Source organism: Pseudonocardia oceani (genome assembly GCF_019263585.2).
GTDB lineage: Bacteria > Actinomycetota > Actinomycetes > Mycobacteriales > Pseudonocardiaceae > Pseudonocardia > Pseudonocardia oceani.
The window spans coordinates 4,004,022-4,023,728 of sequence record NZ_JADQDF010000001.1 but is presented as its reverse complement, the minus strand read 5'-3'; the positions used below and the strand labels follow the sequence as shown (position 1 = coordinate 4,023,728).

The window sequence follows — 19,707 nt, the reverse complement described above, 5'->3', positions numbered from 1 at the left end:
GCGCCGGACGACCCGGCCCTCAGACCGACGTCGCCGCCCGCAGCAGCAGCGCGAACTGCGGCGGCGAGGGCCGGGACAGCCGCAGGTGCCCGCCCTCGGCCTCGGCGAGCCGCCGGGCCAGCGCGAGCCCCAGGCCGTGTCCGGTGGCCGACGGCGAGCGCCGGGTGAACAGCTGGGCGTCGGTGAGGGTGATCCCGGGACCGCGGTCGGACACCTCGATGCCGACGGCGTCGCCGGCGTCGCGCGCGCTGAGCTGCACCGGACCCTGGCCGTGCACGAGCGCGTTCTCCAGCAGCACGGCCAGCACCTGCCGCACGGCGGCGCCCGAGGCCAGCGCGGGCGGCGTCTGGGGGTCGACGACGACGATCAGCGGCCGGTCCTGCTCCTCGAACTGGGCCGACCACTGCCCCCGCGCCTCGGCCAGCAGTGCGCCGACGTCGAGCGCGTCGACGGCGCCGTGGGTGTCCCGGGCGAGCGTGAGCAGCTCCTCGATGGTCCGCTCGATCCGCTCGGTGGAGCGCAGCCCCTGCATCAGCGCCGGCCGCGGGTCGTCGCCGGGGCGCTCCAGTGCCGACTCCAGCCCGAGCCGCAGGCTGGTCAGCGGCGTGCGGAGCTGGTGGGAGGCCTCCGCGGAGAACGCGCGCTCCCGGGCGAGGAGGTCGTCGAGCCGGCTCGCAGTGCGGTTGAGCGAGCTGCCGACGGCGTCGATCTCGGCGTACTCGACGGGCGGCAGCCGCACGGAGAAGTCGCCGTTGCCCAGGCGCTGCGCGGCCGCGGAGAGCTGGTCGAGCGGCTGCGCGAGGCGGGCCGCCTGGCGCCGGGCCAGCAGGTGGACCGCCGCGATCGCGAGCCCGGCGAGCCCGGTCATGGTGATCCAGGCCAGCCCGACGGGCCACAGCAGCGTGCTCGCCGAGCCCGAGACGCGCACGACGCCGACGACGTCACCCGAGTCGATCACCGGCACCGCCGCCACGAGCTCGCCGTTGAGCGACCCGGTGGAGACGCGGCCGCGGGTGGCCTTGTCGACGAACTGGTCGCCGGTCTCGGGACCGCGCCCGAGCAGCAGGTGGCCGTCCGTGTCGTAGACGGAGCGGAACGTCAGCTCGCCGACGTCGTCGAGGTCGTCCTCCGTGGGGTCGTCACCCTCGGTGAGCGCCTGGGACACGCGGACCGAGGCCCGCTCGGCCTGCCGCTCCAGGTCGAGGATCTTGTACTGCTGGGCGTACAGCGCTCCGGCCACGGCCAGGGGCAGCCCGAACAGCACGATGGCGACGGCCGCCGACACCACGGCGAGCGTCACGATCCGTGTGCGCACCTCGACTCCTCCCGGGCCTGTGACGTCGTCGGGGCGACGTTAGCCGTTCGCTAACCTTCGCCGACCCAAGCGCTTGCCGATCTTTGTCTAGCGTTGCGGACGTGAGCTCACGAGTGCGCATCGTCTACCGGTCGGCGGAGTCGGAGAACACCAAGCCCCGCCCTCCGTACTACAGCAAGACCCTCGCCCTGGCCTCCCTGCTGCGTGCGGTGGAGCCGCTGGGCGACGACGCCGAGATCGTCTTCGTCAACGACGGCGACATCCCGGCCGACCGCCTCGCGCTCATGGAGGCCCACGGCACCGTGCGGCGGATCGAGGGCGGCAGCAACCGCGCGACCTTCCGCGCCGTCGTCGCGCACGAGGCCGCCCTCGCCGGCGAGCCCGACGACCTCGTCTGGTTCGCCGAGGACGACTACCTCTACGCCCCCGACGCGCTCACGTCGCTGCGCGCGGCGGCCGACGCCTTCCCCGGCACCGACTACTTCGCGATGTACGGCTCGGGCTCGCTCGACCTCGACGCCTCCGGCGCCCGTGCCGTGCGGCGCGACCAGCCCGGCACCGACGGCCTGCCCGACGCCCCGCGCCGCGGTGCCGCCGCATGGTTCCGCGCGCACTCGACCACCAGCACGTTCGGCGTCCGCCGGGCCGCGCTGCGCCAGGACGCGGCGCTGCTGCGGCGCATGCCCTACACCGGCGGGGCCTGGGACCGGGCCACCTGCCTGGCACTGCAGGGCTTCCGCCCGTTCGCCGCGGCCGACCTGCTGCCCGACGCCGACGGCGGCACGCTGCGCGGCGTGGTCCGCGGGGTCGTCCGGGCCGCCGTCGGTCTCCTCGTGCGCCGCCCGTCGCGGCACCGCGTGCTGATGGGCTCCGACCCGGAGCTGGTGTGGCACATGGAGATCCACGACTACGACGAGCGCGGCCGGCCGAGCACCGCCACCTGCGCCGTCGACTGGGCGGCGGTGGCCGTCGACACGATGTTCTGGGCCGCCGACCGCGGCATCCCGGTCCCCTCCGGCACCGCGGTGACGTCCGGCCGCCGCGGCTGCGACACCGCTTCCTGACCCTCAGGCCGCGTCGCCACCCGCGCACGCGAGGACCCGGCGCAGGGTGACGGTGGTGCCGCCCGGCGCGCGCGTCACCTCGCACCGGTCGACGAGCGCCCGCATCATCTGCAGCCCGCGGCCGCGGCCGTCCGGGTCGGCCGCGGGCTCCTTCCAGCGGCCGGTGTCGACGATGACGAACTCGATCCGGAAGTCGCCCGTGCAGCCCTCGCGGGCGACGGCCGGGAGCCCGGGCGGCGCCACCTGCCCCAGCACGCTCACCGAGCCGCGGTGGCGCTCGTCGTGGGAGTAGGCGTGGTCGACGGTGTTCGCGACGGCCTCGCTGACGGCGTAGAGCAGGTCCTCGCCCGTGTCGCACAGGGCCCGGTGCCCGCACACCCCGGACAGCCAGTCGGTCACGGCCCGGCGCACGCGTGAGGGCGCCTGCGATCCGGCGGGGATCACCAAGTCGAGGGTCTCGGGCACGAGAGGCCTGTACCCGTACCCGGTCACCGCCCAACCACTCCCGCGACCGGCGGGAGATCCCCGTCGCCCAGCGGCGGCGGCGCGTCGGTAGGAGCACCGAGGTGACCGGTCCCCCCGACGGGCAGACTCCGGGGCATGGACGAGCAGCTGACCGGTCCGCGCCGCCGGGCGGGAGCCGCCGCGCTGGCGGTGCTGACCGCCGCGAGCTGGTTCCTGTGGACGGGGTGGGCGGTCGTGGTGCCCGGCGGGACCTCCTACGCCGCGTGGCAGGTGGCCGCGACCGTCGTCAGCGCCGTCGCCCTCGCCGTGCTCGCACCGCGGTGGCTGCCGGGGTGGCTGGTCGTGCTCGTCATGCCGCTGTCGTTCACCGCGGCCTGGGTCCTCACCGCCCGCACCGTCGACGACTCCGGGCTGTGGGCGGTCGGGGCGGTGCTGGTGCTGCTCGGTACGGTCGCCGCCGCGGCCGTGCTGGTGCCGCTGGGGGTGGCGCTGCGGCCCCGTTCCCACGCGACGGACAGGAGGTCCGCATGACCGTCACCGAGGTGCTCGCCGAACTGGCCGACCTCGCGGACCCGCGGGTCCGCGAGGTCAACGAGAGGCACGGCGACGACCACGGCGTGAACCTCGGGAAGCTGCGGGCGGTCGCCAAGCGGCTCACGACCCAGCAGGACCTCGCCCGCGAGCTGTGGGCCACCGACGACACCGCCGCGATGCTGCTCGCGCTGCTGATCTGCCGGCCGAAGGCGTTCGGCCGCGACGAGCTCGACGCCATGCTCCGCGCGGCCCGCACCCCCAAGGTCCACGACTGGCTCGTCAACTACGTGGTGAGGAAGAACCCGCACGCCGAGGAGCTGCGCGTCGCCTGGACGGCCGACCCGGACCCCGTCGTCGCGAGCGCGGGCTGGGCCCTGACGACCGAGCGGGTCGCGAAGAGGCCCGACGGCCTCGACCTCCCGGGCCTGCTCGACGTCGTCGAGGCCGAGATGGGGGACGCCCCCGACCGCCTGCAGTGGGCGATGAACCACTGCCTGGCCCAGATCGGCATCGAGCACGCCGCGCACCGGGAGCGGGCCATCGCGATCGGGGAGCGCCTGCGGGTGCTGGAGGACTACCCGACTCCCCCGAACTGCACCTCCCCGTACGCGCCGGTGTGGATCGCGGAGATGGTGCGGCGGCAGAACGCCTGAGGGCGCCACCGCTCACCTGGCGGGGTGCACCGCACCCGTGCTGGGGAACCGCACGCTCGTCAGCTCCTGCGACACCTCCCACACGCGCGCCGCCTCCTCCGTGCTGGTCATGGTGCGGTACAGCGGCTGCTCGGCCGGGCGGCCGGCGAGGCCGCCCAACCCGCTGGGCCCGTAGAACAGGCCGCCGCGCGCGGCCGGGTCCGTCGCGGCCATGAGCGCGGGCAGCAGGGCGGTCTCGACGGTGCCGGCCAGGATCCCCCGCCGCGACAGCCAGCGGATCACCCGGATCTGCGGGGTGTCCCCGTCACGGCCGAGCTCGGGACGGGCGCTGAGCAGGCTCGTCGGCGCGACCCCGGGGTGGGAGGCGTTGCTGGTGATGCCCCAGCCGCCGGCGCGGCTGCGGCGGTCGAGCTCGAGGGCGAACAGCCCGAACGCGATCTTCGACTGGCTGTAGGCGCGGCGACCGTCGTAGGAGCGCTCCCAGTTCAGGTCGTCCCAGTGGATCTCCCCCGACCGGGCCGCGATGCTGAGCTGCGACGTCACCCGGGCCCGGCCGGCGCGCAGCAGCGGCAGCAGGTGGGCGACGAGCGCGACGTGCCCGAGGTGGTTGGTGCCGAGCTGCAGCTCGAACCCGTCGGCGGTGGTCTGCCGGTCGGGCGGGGTCATCACGCCGGCGTTGTTGACCAGGACGTGGATCGGGCGGCCCTCGTCGACGAGCCCGGCGGCCAGTGCGGCGACGGACTCCAGCGACGACAGGTCGAGGTCGCGCAGCGACACGTCCGCGCCGGGGACCTGCCGCCGGATCCCGTCGACGGCCGCTTCCCCCTTGCCTCGGTTGCGGACGGGCATGAGGACCTCGGCCCCGGCGGCGGCGAGCCTGCGGGCCAGGCCGAGGCCGAAGCCGTCGCTCGCGCCGGTGACGACGGCGCGCGTGCCGGAGAGGTCGGGGACGGTGATGTCGATCGTGCGTGGCATGGCGGTGCTCCTGTGTGTGGTCGACGTGCGGTGCGGAGTGGGTGGGTCAGGCGGGGGCGACGGCGTCCGTCGGACGGCGCGGCGGGCCGCGACGACGGTGGAGGCGGCCACGGCGAAGGGCACCGGGATGACGGCGACCTCGACGACGGCCAGGACCGCGAGCTGGTCGGCGAGGTAGAGACCCGCGCGGACGACGGCGTTGACGAGCGCGATGGCGGCCGCGACGAGCGAGGTGATCGTGTAGACGCGGCGCAGCGGGGCGTGCCGGCGCCAGTCGCGGGGTCCGCCCGCGAGGCGGTTGAGCGCGACGCCCGTCAGCGGCCGTCCGACGAGCACCGAGCCGAGGAACACCAGCGTCCACGCCACGGGGAGCAGGGTGGGAACGAGGAAGTAGGCGCGGGCCTCGCCGGCCAGCGCCGCGACCAGCGCGCACACCGCGGCGACGACGAGGCCGACCGCCGCGGCCCGGACGGGCTCGCGGCGCACGAGGTGCACCCCGAACGCCGCGGGCGCGGCCACGGCGAGGGCGATGAACGCCCACGGCAGCCCGCCGAGCCCGTTGCCGACGACGAACGCCACGGTGGGCGCGGCGGCGACGGCGATCCCGGCCCAGCCGCCCGCACTCCGCAGGGCCTGGCGGGCGACGCCGGACGGCTCGTCCTCGGTCGGGGGCTGCCGGGCGGGCGGGGCGGTGGGCTGGTGCGTCACGGGTGCTCCTCGGTGCGGCTCGGGGTGTGCCACCGAGACTCGCGCCCCGCCGGGAGGGCAACCACGGCCTGCCGATCCCCCTCTCGCCCGGAAGGGGGGATCGACGATCCGTGGCTGCGCAGGGGCCCCCGGCGGTAGGAACGGGGCAGCACCGACGAGAGGGCGGCACACGATGATCGACCGGGCAGGGCTGGCGGGGTTCCTCCGGCGGCGGCGGGAGGCGGTGCAGCCCGAGGACGTCGGCCTCCCGCGCGGGCAGCGCCGCCGCACCAGCGGGCTGCGGCGCGAGGAGGTGGCCGCGCTCTGCCACATGTCGGCCGACTACTACTCGCGGCTCGAGCGCGAACGCGGGCCGCAGCCCTCGCCGCAGATGATCGCCTCGATCGCCCAGGGGCTGCACCTGTCGCTGGAGGAGCGCGACCACCTCTTCCGCCTCGCCGGGCACAACCCACCCGCCCGCGGCGGGGTCACCGAGCACATCAGCCCCGGTCTGCTCCGCATCCTCGACCGGCTCGACGACACGCCCGCCGAGGTCGTCAGCGAGCTGGGCGAGACGCTGCGGCAGAGCCCGATGGGCGTCGCCCTCACCGGTGACACGACCCGCTTCACCGGCCCCGAGCGCAGCATCGGCTACCGCTGGTTCACCGACCCCGCTTCCCGCCGGATCTACGCGCCCGAGGACCACCCGTTCCTGTCCCGGATGTTCGCCTCGGGCCTGCGCCGGGTCGTCACCCTGCGCGGCCCCGGCTCCCGGGCGGCCCACCTCGCCGACCTGCTCGTCGGGCGGAGCGAGGAGTTTCGCACGGCCTGGGAGGAGCACGAGGTCGGCGTCCGCCCCCATGCGACCAAGCGCTTCGAGCACCCTGAGCTCGGCCGCCTCGAGCTGCACTGCCAGACGCTGCTGGACCCGGAGCAGGCGCACACCCTGCTCGTCTACACCGCCGTGCCGGGCAGCGAGAGCTACGAGAAGCTGCAGTTGCTGTCGGTGATCGGGGCGCAGGCGCTGCCCTGACGCCGCCGGCCCCCGTTCGTCCTCTCGGAGCGTTCAGAGGCCGCCGATGAGGCCGAAGGTCGCGGACACCCTCTCGTCGCGACCCATGACGAAGGAGCAGGGCGACTGCGTTCCTTGGCAGGTTCCGGCGATCTCCACCCAGCCGGCGAAGCTGGAGACCGCGTCGGGTTCGACGGTCAGCGTCACGACGTCGCCCTCTTGGTACTCGACCGGCTCGCACGAGCGTGCCCCCGCTGGGAGGTCCGCCGAATCGCACACGAATCCGGGCGGATCGGCCGTCACCCGTCCACCTGAGGTGCGGAGTCCTGTGTCCGGATTCGTCGCGAAACTCTCGGTGTCGATGCTGATCGTCAGCTTGGGATCCCCGACCTGGCAATAGATACCGACCTGTGACTCGGATTGGGGCACCCCGTAATCGATCTGCACAGTCCCTGGGTCGTCACTCGCCGTGTTGCACGGCAGGCCGTTCAAGTCGTCCAAGGAACTGATCATGCGGGCCACGCCGGGAACGTCCCCCTCAACTGCTTTCGAGTGCTGATGGGCGTCGGCACCCGGCTCTTCCTCAGCACTGGCGCCGGAGGCCCAGAAAACGACCACGGTCGCAGACAGAACACCGATCACGCTGGCCGCAACCCATCTGTTCCGGCTCGTCTTCTGCATCGTCGCTCCTGATCGTTCCATGTTCGTGGGGTCACCAGCTCCAACGACTCGGTTCGGGGGGTGGTGCGCCGCCGCACGCAGCCGAGTCGATCCGCGCCATCGGGGACGAAGCCGTAGTGCGCGCACGTCGGCGCCCGCCGCCGCCTGACGCCCTGGCCGGGTCAGTCGGCCACGAACAGCCGGAGCACCTGGTTCTCGCTCGACCGACCGGTGCCGGGCTCGAGCATGAACGACGTCGCGAGCAGCCCGCGGACGGCGCCGTCCGGCGACCACCCCTCGACCCGCCACAACACCGCGCCCTGCAGGACGCCGGCGCGCGCACTGGGTTCGAGCACGCCATCGCCGACGCTGTCGATGCTCATCGGCCGGTCGCCGACGACGAGCTCGCCCTTCTCGACGAAGGTCGACTCGCCGGTCATGGTCACCTCGGTGTCGTAGGTGACGGGCCCGGCGAGCAGGTCGGCGTTCCCGTCGAGCACTGTGATTCGCCGTCGGTGGCGCGGACGGCGAACCCGGGCGGCGGGTTCCCGCGCGCGGGACGGGCTCGGGTGCGAACTCCAGGGGCGGCGACGTAGCTCATCCGGTCCTCCTGCTGCGGTCGGTGGGGCCGGGGACACCGGCTCCACCGAGGATCGCGCCCGCACCGCGCCGGGGCGTCAGTGCGCGCACGTATCCGCGGTGGACGCGGCTACGTGGACGGCGGCGCCGCCGACCACGACCCGCGGGCTGCACCGGCCGCGAGCGCGGCGCGCGAGGGCGCTCCGGTCTTCGTGAACAGGTGCTCGACGTGCTTCTCGCCTGTTCGCGCTGGCCGGCGTCGCGCCACCGGCGCGCGGGACCAGCGCCCCGGACCGCGTCGACCCCGCGCTGCGCCAGCAGATGGACGCCTGGCCCGACAACCCCGCCCTCGTCCACAACGGCGCGACCGACGTCCTCGCCGCCAACGAGATCGCCGACGCCCTGTTCGGCGGCCGGAGCACCTCCCGCAACCTGCTGAAGATCGTGTTCGCCGACCCCGGCCGCCCGCACGACCTCCAGCACGCCCGGGCCTCAGATGGCACGCTCGCGCCCCTCCCAGCACTGCTCGCGGATGACCCGCTTGAGCACCTTCCCCGCCGCGCTGCGCGGCAGGGCCTCAACGATCCGCACCGCCTTGGCGCCTTGACCCCGCCCAGCTGCTCGCGCAGCGCGCCGCCCGCAGCTCCTCGACGTCGAGCTCCGCGCCGTCCTTCATCTCGACGGACGCCGCGACCGCCTCGCCCCCCTCCTCGTCGGGCAGGCCGACCACGGCGCAGTCGCGGACGGCGAGGTGCCGCCAGACCGCCTGCTCCACCTCGGCGGAGTACACGTTGAAATCACCCGAGATGATCATGTCTTTCTTGCGGTCGACGAGGTGGACGAAGCCGTCCCCGTCGCGCTCGCCGACGTCGCCGGTGTGGAACCAGCCGTGCGCGAACACCCGCGCGTCTTCGTCCGGGTCGTCGACGTATCCCGCCATCACGGTGCCGCCCCGGCAGACGATCTCGCCGCGCTGCCAGGGACCGAGCTGCCGGCCGTCGTCGTCCACGATCCCGATCTCGGTGAACGGTCCGGGCCGCCCGCAGCTGAGCAACCGGCGCGCGAGCCACGGGTCGGCCAGCGCCTCCGCGTGGTCGCGCGGAGTGAGGAAAGCGGGGATGACCGGGCCTCGGTGAGGCCGACGGCCGCCGGACACCGCTCCCCCGCCGACGTACCGCGTGCACGCCCTGCGCTACGGCAGCCTGGGCGAGCGCCGGCGCCACGAGAACTTCGTCGGGCCGATCGACCGTCCCGACGTGTCCATGCCGATGGACTACTTCGTGTTGACCGTGCACGGGCCGGACGGCGTGACCGTCGTCGACACCCGTTCCTCGGCCGTCGTTGGCGTCCGCCGGGGCCGCACGACCCTCACCCCGGTCGAGCGGCTCCTCCGCGACGTCGGAGCCGAGCCGGCATCCGTCCGCCGTGTCGTGCTGATGCACCTCCACTACGACCACGCCGGCGGCGTGGACCTGTTTGCCGACGCCGATATCGTGGTGCAGGCCGACGAACTGGCGTTCGTCTCCGACGCTGTGATGCGCCACAACATCGTCGGGGCCTTCTACAAGTGCCGCGAGATCGCGGCCATCCTCGACGCCGACCGCGCGGGCCCGTCCGGCGTGTCGACGGGAGCGTCGAACTGGCCCCCGGCCTCGAACTGCACCGCGTCGGCGGACACACCGGCGGCACCCAAGTAGTCCGGGTCCGCACCGCGGCCGGGTGGATGGTGCTCGCGTCGGACGCCCTGCACTTCACCGAGAACCGCGTCCGCCGCAACCCGTTCCCGATCCTGGTCGACGTGCGGGAGTGCCTGGCGGGCTTCGAGACCTGCGAGTCCCTCGCCGACCGGGACGATCTCATCGTCCCCGGCCACGACCCCGCCGTGGCCCCTGATGGCGCATCCGTCACCGATCTCGTCGGACGCGGCACTTGAGGCGGCGTTCCACGTACTACGGCCCCAAGGGCCTCCACGGATGCAGGACGTGACCGACTCGCCGTCGACGCGCACCCCCGCCCACCTCGCGATTCACTCGTTCGTGGCCGACCGACGACGGCCGACCACCACGAGAGGACATCCCATGCGCATCGACAGGTCCTGACCACCGCCGCCACCGTGGCCGCCCTCAGCCTCGGCAGCCTGGCCGCCGCCACCCCGGCGATCGCCGCGCCGGCCGCGCCGACCCACGCCCGGCACGACGACTCCGCCGTCTCGCTGCACGGCGGGCGCACCACCCTGCGCCTGGACGCCGGCACCGCGGGCGTGCTCGCCGACAACGGCGTGAGCGTCACCGCGCAGGAGGAGGCCGGCGGCGAGGGCACCCGCTTCACCTTCCCGATCGTCGGCGGCTCGGTCGTGCCGTCCACCGCGGCCGGGGAGATCGAGCACGTCGGCGGGCTGGAGGTCACCGCGGGCGACGTGACGCTCGGCGTCGAGGACTTCGTGATCGACACCGTGGCGGGCGTGCTGACGGCGCGCGTCAGCGGCACCGACACCCGGGTCCCGCTGCTGGACCTGGACGCGGGCGACGCCCGCATCCGCGCCGGCGACGACCGCCTCACCGTCCGCGGCGTGCGGGCCACGCTGACCGACGAGGCCGCGGCCGCGCTGAACTCGACGTTCGGTGTCGACCTGTTCTCCGGGGGCCTGCCGATCGGCACGGCCACCGTCCGCGCCCGCCTCTGAGCGATCCCGCCGCTCGTCTGACGGCGCTGCGTCAGAAGTCGCCCACGTCCGTCGACACCACCTCGCCGTTGCAGACGGTCATCGTGCCGCCATCGAAGAACTCGGTCGTGCACTCGGATCCGGTCGAGGAGTCGTCGCTCGTGCCCCCGTCGCCCAGAGCGGACGCGAGCACGAGCACGAACACGACGATCCCGGCGGCGATCAGCAGGATCGTGCGCACGGGCGTGGCGGGTCGACGGGCGGGCTGCATCGGGTGGGGGTGCTGGAAGTGGGGGTGCTGGAAGTGGGGGTGCTGGGGGTTCGGGTTCATGCGGGCAAGCATCCGGTCCGCGGTGGCCGCGGTCTGTGGAGCAGTGCACGTCCGCGCCGGTCGTTCGGCACCGACGCACCCGGCTCCCCGCACCCCTACTGGCCCAGGTTCGTCACCAGGTTGATCGCCACGGCGAGGACCCCGGTGCCGAAGGCGTAGGAGAGCAGGGCGTGCCCGAGCGCCACCTTCCGGACGCGGCTGTCGACGGGCTCGGTCTCCGGGACCGCAAAGGACATCCCGACGGTGAAGGCCAGGTAGGCGAAGTCGCTGTAGGCCGGCGGCTGGTCCTGCTTGAAGTCGATGCCACCGTCGGCACCGGCCTCGTCCTTGTAGTAGAGGCGCGCGTACTTCAGCGCGAAGACCGTGTTCACCAGCGCCCAGGCCAGGACGGCCGCCAGCGCTCCCAGGATGACCAGGGCGACCGCGACCGCGTCCCGGTTGCCGCCGGCGCGGGTGAGGGCCAGGGCGACGGCCCCGAGGCTGACGACCGAGCCGATCAGCACGGCGGCGTCCGTCGTGCGGGACCGGCCCTCCTCCTCGGCGAGCTGCTTGGTGCCCCGGTGGTCCCGGGGCCAGCTGATCCGCCACAACCAGGTGAGGACGACCGCCGCCGCCACGGTCCAGCTGACCAGGGGGACGAGCTCGGGCGCGCCGGTGACCACCCCGACGGCGGCGCCGACGAGGAGACCGACCACCACCGAGACCACGGCCCGGCGGGCGGACAGGATCCGCCCGCCGGGCCCGCCGGGCGGTCCCGTCCGCTCCGCCGACCGCTGCCCGACGGGGCCCTGCGCGCCGCCGTCGTGGGGGTCAGCGCCGGTCATCGGACCCGTCCCCGTCGTCCGTGCCCTCGCGGCGCTCGCGCTCGCGGAAGCCGTAGGCCGCCTGGCGGACGTCGTCCTCGTTCTCGAACCCCGACCCGAGGGCCCCGGCCACCAGCGCGAGGGACGTGGCGAACCACGCCAGGGTCAGGTAGTCGCCCAACCCGACGGGGTGTCCCAGGTTGGACTCGAAGTACCCGGGAGGGATCAGGAAGTGCTCCGCCAGGGCGATGACGACGAACAGCCCCGCGTACAGGCAGCCCACCCCACCGTCAGGGTGATCACGGTCGAGGCGTTGTAGAGGCGCACCTCCTCCCGTTCCGCCGCATCGGAGGGCCGCTCCCAGAGGTGGGCGCGAGCCGCCACGGCCGGTTGTCCCACACCATCCCGGCGAGCAGCCGCAGCCGCCCGCGCGAGGCGAGGACGTGCAGGTTCTCCGTCTCCTCGTCGGGCACGACCCGCCGGAACGGGCCGACCAGGGACGTCGCGCCCCGGTCCGCCCGCTCCTCCGGGTCCCGGCCGGCGGCGGTGAGCAGCTCGGCCACCACCCCCCGGAGCCGGCGGTGCACCGACACGCCGCCGAACGCCGGGACCGACACGACCACCACTCCTTCCGCACCGAGCAGCTCGCCCGCCAGCGGGGCCTCCCCGCCGCGCAGCGGGGAGTCGGTCAGGCAGACCGCGAGGTCCCACTCCTCCTCCCGCATCCGCGGCCCGACCGCGTCGAGCAGCCGGCGGTGTCCCGGGCTCTGCGGCGGCAGTCGCAGGACCTCCACGCGGACGTCCCAGTCGTCGTCGGCGTCCTGCTGGTCGCCGAGCAGCTCGGGGAGCTCCTCGGCCAGCCGCTGCGCCAGCTCGGCCGGGGCCCCCGGGTCGGCCAGCACCCCGACCACCGTCGGCCCGGCCCCGGTCCTCCTCTCCGCCGTCACCCGCGGCCCCGGCACCCCCGTCACCCGCCCGGACGGAACACGGCCCGGACGCACCCGTCCTCCTTCTCCTTGAACATCCGGTAGCCCTTCGGCCCGTCCTCGATCGGCATCACGTGGGTGGCGAGGTGCTCGGTCCGGACCTCGTCCCGGCTCATCAGGTCGAGGATCTCCGGGATGTAGCGGTGCCCGTGCTGCTGGGCGCCGCGCAGCGTCAGCGCCTTGTTCATGACGGCGCCGAGGGGGAACTTGTCCACGAGGCCGGCGAACACGCCGAGGGTGAACACCGTCCCGCCCTTGCGGCAGGCCCAGATCGCCTCGCGCACCGCCGTGGGCCGGTCGGTCTGCAGCCGCATCTGCTGCTTGACCTGGTCGTAGAGGTACTGCGGGCCCGGGCTGTGCGCCTCCATCCCCACGGCCTCGATGCAGACGTCCGGCCCGCGACCGCCGCTCATCTCGCGCAGCTCGGCGGGGACGTCGGTCTGCTCGTAGTCGAGGGTCTCCGTCCCGATGTGCGTGCGGACCTGCTGGAGGCGGTTGTCGAACCGGTCGATGACGACGACCCGCTCCGCGCCCATGAGGATGGCCTTGCGCGCGGCCATCTGCCCCACTCCGCCCGCGCCCCACACCGCGACGACGTCGCCCGGCTGCACCTCGGCCTGGTGCGCCCCGGTCCAGCCGGTCGGCGCGGCGTCGGAGGCGAACAGCGCCCGCTCGTCGGAGACGCCCTCGGGGATGGTGAAGGCCCCGTTGTCCGCGTAGGGCACGCGGATGTAGCGCGCGTGGCTGCCCGCCCAGCCGCCCAGGGCGTGGGAGTACCCGAAGCAGCCGCCGATGGACTGGCCCCACAGCGCCTCGGTGATCCCGGGGTTGGGGTTGCCGTTGTCGCACAGCGACCACAGCCCCTGCCTGCAGTACCAGCACTTCCCGCAGCTGATGAAGGAGACCACCACGACACGGTCGCCGACACGGTGCTTCGTCACGCCGCGGCCGACCTCGGCCACCGTGCCCATGAACTCGTGCCCGAGCACGTCGCCGGCGCGCATGGCGGGGATGTAGCCGCCCACCAGGTGCAGGTCCGAGCCGCACGTCGCGCTCAGCCCCACCTCGAGGACGATGTCGTGGTCGTTGAGGATCCTGGGCTCGGGAACGTCCTCGACGCCGATCTCGTTGACGCCGCGCCAGGTCACCGCCTTCATCGCACACCCCGCCTTCGGAGCCGACCGGGTCCAGGACTCGAGGAGCGCACCGCCGGGGGTCGGCGTCCGTTCGCCGTGCGGTGCGGGGTCGACGGCCAGCACCTCGCCGACCTCGATGAGCTGCTTGGCCCGGCGCAGCGCGGACCGCAGGTCGGCCTGCGCGTCGTTGCCGCCCAGCCGGCGCGCCGCGCCGCCCGAGCCCGCCGGGTCGCGCAGCCGGGCCGCCAGCTCGGTGCCCTTGCCGTCGGCGGCCGGGCGGACGCGGACCTCGATGCGGTCGCCGAACTCCGCGAGCGGCGCGGGCAGCGCGCCGGTGTCGATGTCGGTCGGCTCGCGGAACAGGGTCACCACGAGCCACCCCGACGCCGGCCCGCCCGCGGCGGCCGACCGGGAGGATGCGGGGTCGATGGTCCACCGCACCAGCCGGAAGACGGTGCCGCCGGCGCGGGCGGCGAGGGTCGCGGCGGTCCCGATGGCGGAGGTCATGACCCACCCCCCGCGGCGGCGGGCTGCGCGGCCCGGGCGAACTCCTGCACGATGCGCTCGCAGAAGGCGGGCAGGTCGTCCGGCGACCGGCTCGTCGTGATGTTGCCGTCGGTGACCACCTCCTCGTCGACCACCTTCGCCCCGGCGTTGCGCAGGTCGGTGCGCACACTCGGGTACGAGGTCAGGCGACGGCCCCGCGCGACGTCGGCCTCGACGAAGTTCCACGGGCCGTGGCAGATCGACGCGACCGGCTTGCCCGACCGGACGAACCCCACCGCGGCGGGTTCCATCCGCAGCTTGTCCGGGTTCACCGTCCCGCCCGGCAGGAGCAGCGCCTCGTAGTCGTCGACCGACGCCGCGCCGACCAGCTGGTCCACCGCGAAGGTGCCGGCGTCGGCGAGGTCGTTGTCGCGCGCCTGGATCTCACCGCTCGAGATCGAGACGACGACGGTGCGGGCCCCTGCGTCCTCCAGCGCCTGCCGCGGCTGCTCCAGCTCCACCCGCTCGACCCCGTCGGCCGCGAGTATCGCCACTCTCCGTCCGCTCAGTTCCCCTGCCATGTCACGCTCCCGCCGTCGTCGGGTGGAGGACGACCTTGGTCCAGCCGTCGTCCCGGTTGTCGAAGTGCTCGTAGGCCTCGGGGGCCCGGTCCAGCGGCAGCTCGTGGCTCACGATGAAGGACGGCTCGGCCTTGCCCGCCGCGATGAGGTCGCGCAGCTGCCGGTTGTACTTCTTGACCGGCGCCTGGCCGCTGCCGATGTGCTGGCCCTTGAACCAGAACATGCCGTAGTCGAAGGCGAGCTTGCCCTGCTTGGCCAGCTCGTCGGATGCTCCGGGGTCCTGAGGCACGAAGACGCCGACGGTGCCGATCCTCCCGGTGAAGCGCACCGAGGCGACCAGGCGGTTCATCGTCAGGTTGGGCTGCTCGCGGCCGTCGGGGTCGTGCGCCTGGTAGCCGACGCACTCGCAGCCGTTGTCCGCGCCCAGGCCCATGGTCTGGTCGAGGACGGCCTGCACCGGGTCGACCTTCGAGTCGTCGATGGCGATCGCGCCGATCGACTCGGCCAGCCGCAGCCGGTCGGGGTGCCGGTCGACGACCATCACCTTGCCCGCCCCGCGGATGGTGGCCGAGAGGGCCGCCATCAGCCCGACCGGGCCGGCGCCGTAGATCACCGTCTGGTCGCCGGGCTGCACACCGGCCAGCTCGGTGGCGTGGTACCCGGTCGGGAAGATGTCGGCGAGCATCACGTAGTCGGTCTGCCGCTGCTCGGCGTCCTCGCCGAGCCGCAGGCAGTTGAAGTCGCCCCAGGGCACGCGCAGCAGCTCGGCCTGCCCCCCGCCGTAGGGGCCCATGTCGGCGAAGCCGTACGCGGCGCCGGCCATGTTCGGCTCCGGCTGCGCGGTCAGGCAGTAGTTGGTGAGCTGCCGCTCGCAGTTCTTGCAGTGCCCGCAGGCGATGTTGAAGGGGAGGACGACCCAGTCGTCCACCCGGATCTTGTCGACCCCCGCTCCGACCTCGACCACCTGGCCCAGGTTCTCGTGCCCGAACCAGCGGCCGGTCTCGAAGTCGGTCCGGCCCTCGTACATGTGCAGGTCCGAACCGCAGATGTTCGCCGAGGTGATCCGCACCAGGACGTCGGTCGGCCGCTCGATCTTCGCGTCCGGCACGTCCCTGACGCTGACCTGCCGCGGTCCCTCGTACACCACTGCCTTCACGCTGCCTCCTCGTCCGTGTGCTCCCCCGCGCTGCGCCCGGGCCGGGCCTCCATTGCACCGGGCGCGGTGCGGCCCCCGGTATCGGCAGAGATGCCGATACCGCGCCGACGGCGCCGACCCGACGGGCGGCCACCACCGTCGCCGGAATGGGCCGCTCTGCCGATGGCCGCGGCGGTCACCGGCCGGTGACATGGAAGGGCCCACAGTTCGCCGCGGGCCACGGCCCGCGCCACCGCCGAGGACGTCCCTCATGTACATCGGTCTCATCGCCCCTCCGGGGCTCCCCGTGCCCCCGCCCGCCTACGGCGGCACCGAGTCGGTCGTCGACCGGCTGGCCCGCGGGCTCGTCCGCGCCGGTCACCGGGTGCTGCTCGCCGCGGCGGCGGACAGCACCTGCCCGGTGCCCCGGGTCGGCGGCACCGAGGGGGCGGCCGGGTCGTCACCGGTGAGTGCGGACGCGGTCGACGAGCTGCGCCACGTCATCACCGGCTACGCCGCCATGGGTGAGGTGGACGTCGTGCACGACCACACGCTGACCGGCCCCCTGTGCCGCTTCTCCCGGTCCGGCCCGGCCGTGGTGACCACCGCGCACGGCCCCTTCGACGCGACGTTCGGCCCGGTCTACCGCGCGATGCGCGATGTCGCCGTGCTCGCCATCTCGCACCACCAGGCGGCCACCGCCGGGATCCCGCTGGCCGGGGTGATCCACCACGGCCTGGACGTCGAGTCGGTCCCGGTGGGCCGCGGCGACGGCGGCTACGCCAGCTTCCTGGGACGCATGTCGCCCGACAAGGGACCTCGCGAAGCCGCACTCGTCGCCCGCGCCGCGGGCGTCCCGCTGCGGATGGCCGCCAAGCTCCGCGAGCCGGCCGAGCGCGAGTACTTCGACGCCCGGGTCAAGCCGCTGCTGTGCTCGGACGTCGAGTTCCTGGGCGAGCTGGGCAGCGTCGAGAAGTTCGAGCTCGTCGGGAACTCGTTCGCGCTGCTGAACCCCATGCAGTGGGCGGAACCGTTCGGCCTGGTGATGATCGAGGCGCTGGCCACCGGCACTCCCGTCGTCGCCACTCCGGTGGGTTCCGCGCCGGAGATCGTGGACGACGGGGTCACCGGGCTCCTGTGCTCGGGGAGCCTCCCGCTGGCCGCGGCGCTGCTGGATATCGCGCAGCTGGACCGCGCGGCCTGCCGCGAGGCCGTCGTGCAGCGCTTCAGCACGGAGCGGATGGTCGGCGAGCACCTCCGCTTCTACGACGAGCTCCTGCGCGGTCCGGCACCGCGCCGTCCCGCGGTCCGCACGCCGGCGGTCCCGGCGTCCTGAGCGACGGTCAGGCCCGCTCGGCGCCCCCGGGGCCCCGGAGCCACTCGTGGCGCACCTCCACGCCGTCCGGCACCCTTTCCACCACGGTCCCGTCCGCCGAGACCGCCAGGTCGATCCGGGTGCCGCCGAGCGCGACGCCCTCGACGCGCAGGGGCGTGAAGGCGGACGGCAGCACGGGGTCGACCCACAGCTCGCCCCGGGGCAGCCGCGGATCGAACCGCAGCAGGGTGCGGACGAGCTGGATCGGGGCAGCGGCCGCCCACGCCTGGGGTGAGCACGACGTCGGGTACGGCACCGGCTCGGGGTACTCGTCGCGGTCGAAGCCGCAGAACAGCTCGGGCAGCCGGCCGCCGAAGTGCTGGGCCGCCTCGAGCAGCGCCTCGGCGACCCGCTGAGCCTCGTGCACGAAGCCGTAGCGCAGGAGACCGGCGACGACCAGGGCGTTGTCGTGCGGCCAGACCGAGCCGTTGTGGTAGCTGACCGGGTCGTAGGCGCCCATGTCCCTGCTGAGCGTGCGCACGCCCCAGCCGCTGAACATCGCCGGTGACAGGAGGTGGTCGGCGACGGCGCGGGCCTTGTCCTCGTCCACGACGCCGCTCCACAGGCAGTGCCCCATGTTGGACGCGCACGCGTCGACCGGACGCCCGTCCCGGTCCAGGGCGAGGGCGAACCAGCCGCGGTCGGGGAGCCAGAACCGCTCGTTGAACGCCTCCTTGAGCGCGGCGGCGCGGTCGTCCCACCCGCGCGCCACCTCCTCGTCGCCCACCGTCCTGGCGAGCTCGGCACGCGTGCGGTAGGCGTCGTAGACGTAGCCCTGGACCTCGCAGAGCGCGATCGGCGCCTCGGCCGGCCTGCCGTCGGCGGAGGTGATGCCGTCCCAGGAGTCCTTCCACCCCTGGTTCACCAGTCCCCGGTCGGTGGCCCGCCGGTACTCCACGAAGCCGTCACCGTTCCGGTCGCCGTGCGTGCGGATCCACTCGAGAGCGCGGTCGGCGTGCGGCAGCAGCTCGGCGACCTGCCGCGGATCGGCCCCCCACCGGGCCAGCTCACCGAGGAGCACGACGAAGAGGGGCGTCGCGTCGACCGTCCCGTAGTAGGTGCTCCCACCGCCCAGCGACAGGCCCGACTCCACACCGAGCCGGACCTCGTGCAGGATCCGCCCCGGTTCCTCCTCCGTCAGCGGATCGGTCCTCCGGCCCTGGTGCCGGGCCAGGGTCCGCAGGGTGCCCAGCGCGAGGCTGCGGTCGACGGGCAGTGCCATGTAGGCGGTGAGCAGCGAGTCGCGGCCGAACAGGGCCATGAACCACGGCGCACCGGCGGCGACCGCGGCCAGGGACGGATCCACGGGGTCGAAGATGCGCAGGGCACCCAGGTCCTCCTGGCTGCGCCGCAGCACCCGCTGCAGACCGTCGTGCCCGGTCGTGGCGATCGGGGTGGTCTCCTGCCACCGCTGCAGGCGCCGGGCCGGCAGCGACTCCCGCACGGGACGGTCCAGGGGGAAGGAGGGCTCGACCGCGTCGCCGTCCACCACCGGCTGCACCAGCAGCGAGGCCGTCCACCGGCCCCGCGCGGGCACGACGACCTCGTAGCGGATGCTGCCCGCGCTGTGGGCGAGGCCCGGGACGGCGTCGACGGACCCGCCGGGGGCCAGTACGACCGCCCCGCGGTGGGTGTCGCGCCAGCGCTGGTCGAGCACCAGCCGCTCGCCCTGCCCCTGGGCGCTCCGCTCGCCGCGGGCCTGGACCCGCCCCTCCTTCACCTCGAAGAGGTCCGCGAAGTCGGCATCGACGGCGACGGTGACCGTGCAGGCCGCCGGCTCCCCCGCCGGGTTGCCGATGACGATGTCCTCCCGCAGGCCGTTGCCCACCCGCCGGTCGCGCTGCACCAGCAGGTTCGAGTCGGTCCGGCCGGTCCGGCGGGTCGACCGGCCGAGGAAGGTACCGCGGTAGGGCTCCGGCGTCATGGCCGCGAGGGGCTCGGGGAACTCGCCGTCGACCCGCAGGTCGAACCGCGACAGGATGCGGGTGTCCCGGAAGAACACCCCGTGCGGCCCGGCACCGGTGAGGTCCCCGCCCGGTGTGCAGAGGCAGAACGACGCCCCCTCCACCAGGGTCACCACGGCGCCGGTGCCGGCCGGCTGCGCCTCCGGGGTCCAGGCACCCATGTGAGTCCTCCGGTCGTCGCTGGGCCCGGTTCGCCGCTCCGCGGTGGGCGGGCGGCGGCCGTCGGGCGTGGGGGCCGTTCCACGCTGTCCGCCGTGGCGGGCCGGCGCAATCGGTCGTCCTGCCGATGGAGGATGCGCGGCCG

The 19,707-nt window shown here is 74.2% G+C and carries 22 protein-coding genes and 1 pseudogene; 9 read left to right on the top strand and 14 right to left on the bottom strand.

Annotation, left to right across the window (positions count from 1 at the left end; translation table 11 throughout):
- Positions 1–19: 19 nt before the first annotated feature.
- On the bottom strand, positions 20–1,315 hold the full coding sequence (locus tag I4I82_RS20235; RefSeq protein WP_218589384.1) for a HAMP domain-containing sensor histidine kinase: 1,296 nt from the start codon (positions 1,313–1,315) through the stop codon (positions 20–22).
- 101 nt (positions 1,316–1,416) lie between these two features.
- Here I4I82_RS20235 and I4I82_RS20230 point away from each other — a divergent pair, with 101 nt between their 5' ends.
- Positions 1,417–2,379, top strand: a complete 963-nt coding sequence (locus I4I82_RS20230; RefSeq protein WP_218589383.1) for a hypothetical protein — start codon at positions 1,417–1,419, stop codon at positions 2,377–2,379.
- A gap of 3 nt (positions 2,380–2,382) precedes the next feature.
- On the opposite strand, the gene I4I82_RS20225 is transcribed toward I4I82_RS20230, so the two are convergent.
- A complete protein-coding gene (locus I4I82_RS20225) occupies positions 2,383–2,844 on the bottom strand; it encodes an ATP-binding protein (protein WP_218589382.1) in 462 nt (153 codons plus the stop codon).
- A gap of 135 nt (positions 2,845–2,979) precedes the next feature.
- Here I4I82_RS20225 and I4I82_RS20220 point away from each other — a divergent pair, with 135 nt between their 5' ends.
- Both I4I82_RS20220 and I4I82_RS20215 read left to right on the top strand, forming a co-directional pair.
- Positions 2,980–3,375, top strand: a complete 396-nt coding sequence (locus tag I4I82_RS20220) for a hypothetical protein (RefSeq protein WP_218589381.1) — start codon at positions 2,980–2,982, stop codon at positions 3,373–3,375.
- Positions 3,372–4,031: a DNA alkylation repair protein gene (locus I4I82_RS20215; protein ID WP_218589380.1), complete on the top strand. Its 660-nt coding sequence runs from the start codon at positions 3,372–3,374 to the stop codon at positions 4,029–4,031. The genes I4I82_RS20220 and I4I82_RS20215 overlap by 4 nt, the downstream gene beginning before the upstream one ends.
- A gap of 12 nt (positions 4,032–4,043) precedes the next feature.
- Here I4I82_RS20215 and I4I82_RS34790 read toward each other — a convergent pair whose 3' ends face one another.
- Positions 4,044–5,714, bottom strand: a complete 1,671-nt coding sequence (locus I4I82_RS34790; RefSeq protein WP_218595937.1) for an SDR family oxidoreductase — start codon at positions 5,712–5,714, stop codon at positions 4,044–4,046.
- A gap of 172 nt (positions 5,715–5,886) precedes the next feature.
- Here I4I82_RS34790 and I4I82_RS20200 point away from each other — a divergent pair, with 172 nt between their 5' ends.
- The gene (locus I4I82_RS20200) at positions 5,887–6,726 is read left to right on the top strand and encodes a helix-turn-helix transcriptional regulator (protein ID WP_218594138.1); all 840 of its coding nucleotides are present in this window, start codon (positions 5,887–5,889) and stop codon (positions 6,724–6,726) included.
- Between the two features lie 33 nt (positions 6,727–6,759).
- Here the strand turns inward: I4I82_RS20200 and I4I82_RS20195 are convergent, their stop codons facing one another.
- Both I4I82_RS20195 and I4I82_RS20190 read right to left on the bottom strand, forming a co-directional pair.
- Positions 6,760–7,386: an InlB B-repeat-containing protein gene (locus I4I82_RS20195; RefSeq protein ID WP_218594139.1), complete on the bottom strand. Its 627-nt coding sequence runs from the start codon at positions 7,384–7,386 to the stop codon at positions 6,760–6,762.
- 161 nt (positions 7,387–7,547) lie between these two features.
- Positions 7,548–7,865: a hypothetical protein gene (locus I4I82_RS20190; protein ID WP_218594140.1), complete on the bottom strand. Its 318-nt coding sequence runs from the start codon at positions 7,863–7,865 to the stop codon at positions 7,548–7,550.
- 400 nt (positions 7,866–8,265) lie between these two features.
- Between I4I82_RS20190 and I4I82_RS34500 the strand changes: the two are divergent.
- Positions 8,266–8,421 (top strand): annotated as a pseudogene (locus tag I4I82_RS34500) (MmyB family transcriptional regulator); the annotation flags it as partial.
- A 100-nt stretch (positions 8,422–8,521) separates the two neighbouring features.
- Here I4I82_RS34500 and I4I82_RS20180 read toward each other — a convergent pair.
- The gene (locus I4I82_RS20180; RefSeq protein ID WP_218594141.1) at positions 8,522–9,100 is read right to left on the bottom strand and encodes an AMP-binding enzyme; all 579 of its coding nucleotides are present in this window, start codon (positions 9,098–9,100) and stop codon (positions 8,522–8,524) included.
- 22 nt (positions 9,101–9,122) lie between these two features.
- Between I4I82_RS20180 and I4I82_RS20175 the strand changes: the two genes are divergently transcribed.
- The 3 genes from I4I82_RS20175 to I4I82_RS20165 all read left to right on the top strand — a co-directional run bounded on the left by I4I82_RS20175 (position 9,123) and on the right by I4I82_RS20165 (position 10,627).
- Positions 9,123–9,641, top strand: coding sequence for an MBL fold metallo-hydrolase (locus I4I82_RS20175; protein ID WP_218594142.1), 519 nt, complete (start codon positions 9,123–9,125; stop codon positions 9,639–9,641).
- Positions 9,642–9,667: 26 nt separating this feature from the next.
- Entirely contained in the window at positions 9,668–9,877 is a 210-nt protein-coding gene (locus I4I82_RS20170) for a hypothetical protein (protein WP_218594143.1), read from the top strand.
- A 180-nt stretch (positions 9,878–10,057) separates the two neighbouring features.
- Positions 10,058–10,627: an HtaA domain-containing protein gene (locus I4I82_RS20165; RefSeq protein WP_218594144.1), complete on the top strand. Its 570-nt coding sequence runs from the start codon at positions 10,058–10,060 to the stop codon at positions 10,625–10,627.
- Positions 10,628–10,658: 31 nt separating this feature from the next.
- Here I4I82_RS20165 and I4I82_RS20160 read toward each other — a convergent pair whose 3' ends face one another.
- The 7 genes from I4I82_RS20160 to I4I82_RS20130 all read right to left on the bottom strand — a co-directional run bounded on the left by I4I82_RS20160 (position 10,659) and on the right by I4I82_RS20130 (position 16,085).
- Positions 10,659–10,937: a hypothetical protein gene (locus tag I4I82_RS20160; protein ID WP_218595935.1), complete on the bottom strand. Its 279-nt coding sequence runs from the start codon at positions 10,935–10,937 to the stop codon at positions 10,659–10,661.
- Between the two features lie 95 nt (positions 10,938–11,032).
- Entirely contained in the window at positions 11,033–11,761 is a 729-nt protein-coding gene (locus tag I4I82_RS20155; protein ID WP_218594873.1) for a DUF1345 domain-containing protein, read from the bottom strand.
- On the bottom strand, positions 11,748–12,023 hold the full coding sequence (locus I4I82_RS20150) for a hypothetical protein (protein ID WP_218594872.1): 276 nt from the start codon (positions 12,021–12,023) through the stop codon (positions 11,748–11,750). The genes I4I82_RS20155 and I4I82_RS20150 overlap by 14 nt, the downstream gene beginning before the upstream one ends.
- A 16-nt stretch (positions 12,024–12,039) precedes the next feature.
- On the bottom strand, positions 12,040–12,711 hold the full coding sequence (locus tag I4I82_RS20145) for a hypothetical protein (protein WP_218595934.1): 672 nt from the start codon (positions 12,709–12,711) through the stop codon (positions 12,040–12,042).
- Complete coding sequence (locus tag I4I82_RS20140) at positions 12,708–14,369, bottom strand: zinc-dependent alcohol dehydrogenase (protein ID WP_225920633.1); 1,662 nt, start codon at positions 14,367–14,369, stop codon at positions 12,708–12,710. The genes I4I82_RS20145 and I4I82_RS20140 overlap by 4 nt, the downstream gene beginning before the upstream one ends.
- Complete coding sequence (locus I4I82_RS20135) at positions 14,366–14,929, bottom strand: type 1 glutamine amidotransferase domain-containing protein (protein ID WP_218592439.1); 564 nt, start codon at positions 14,927–14,929, stop codon at positions 14,366–14,368. The genes I4I82_RS20140 and I4I82_RS20135 overlap by 4 nt, the downstream gene beginning before the upstream one ends.
- 1 nt (position 14,930) lies before the next feature.
- A complete protein-coding gene (locus I4I82_RS20130; RefSeq protein ID WP_218592438.1) occupies positions 14,931–16,085 on the bottom strand; it encodes a glutathione-independent formaldehyde dehydrogenase in 1,155 nt (384 codons plus the stop codon).
- A gap of 250 nt (positions 16,086–16,335) precedes the next feature.
- Here I4I82_RS20130 and I4I82_RS20125 point away from each other — a divergent pair, with 250 nt between their 5' ends.
- Positions 16,336–17,400 (top strand): glycosyltransferase family 4 protein, encoded by a 1,065-nt coding sequence (locus I4I82_RS20125; protein ID WP_218592437.1) that lies wholly within the window; start codon positions 16,336–16,338, stop codon positions 17,398–17,400.
- 7 nt (positions 17,401–17,407) lie between these two features.
- On the opposite strand, the gene I4I82_RS20120 is transcribed toward I4I82_RS20125, so the two are convergent.
- Complete coding sequence (locus I4I82_RS20120; protein ID WP_218592436.1) at positions 17,408–19,564, bottom strand: amylo-alpha-1,6-glucosidase; 2,157 nt, start codon at positions 19,562–19,564, stop codon at positions 17,408–17,410.
- Between the last annotated feature and the right edge of the window lie 143 nt (positions 19,565–19,707).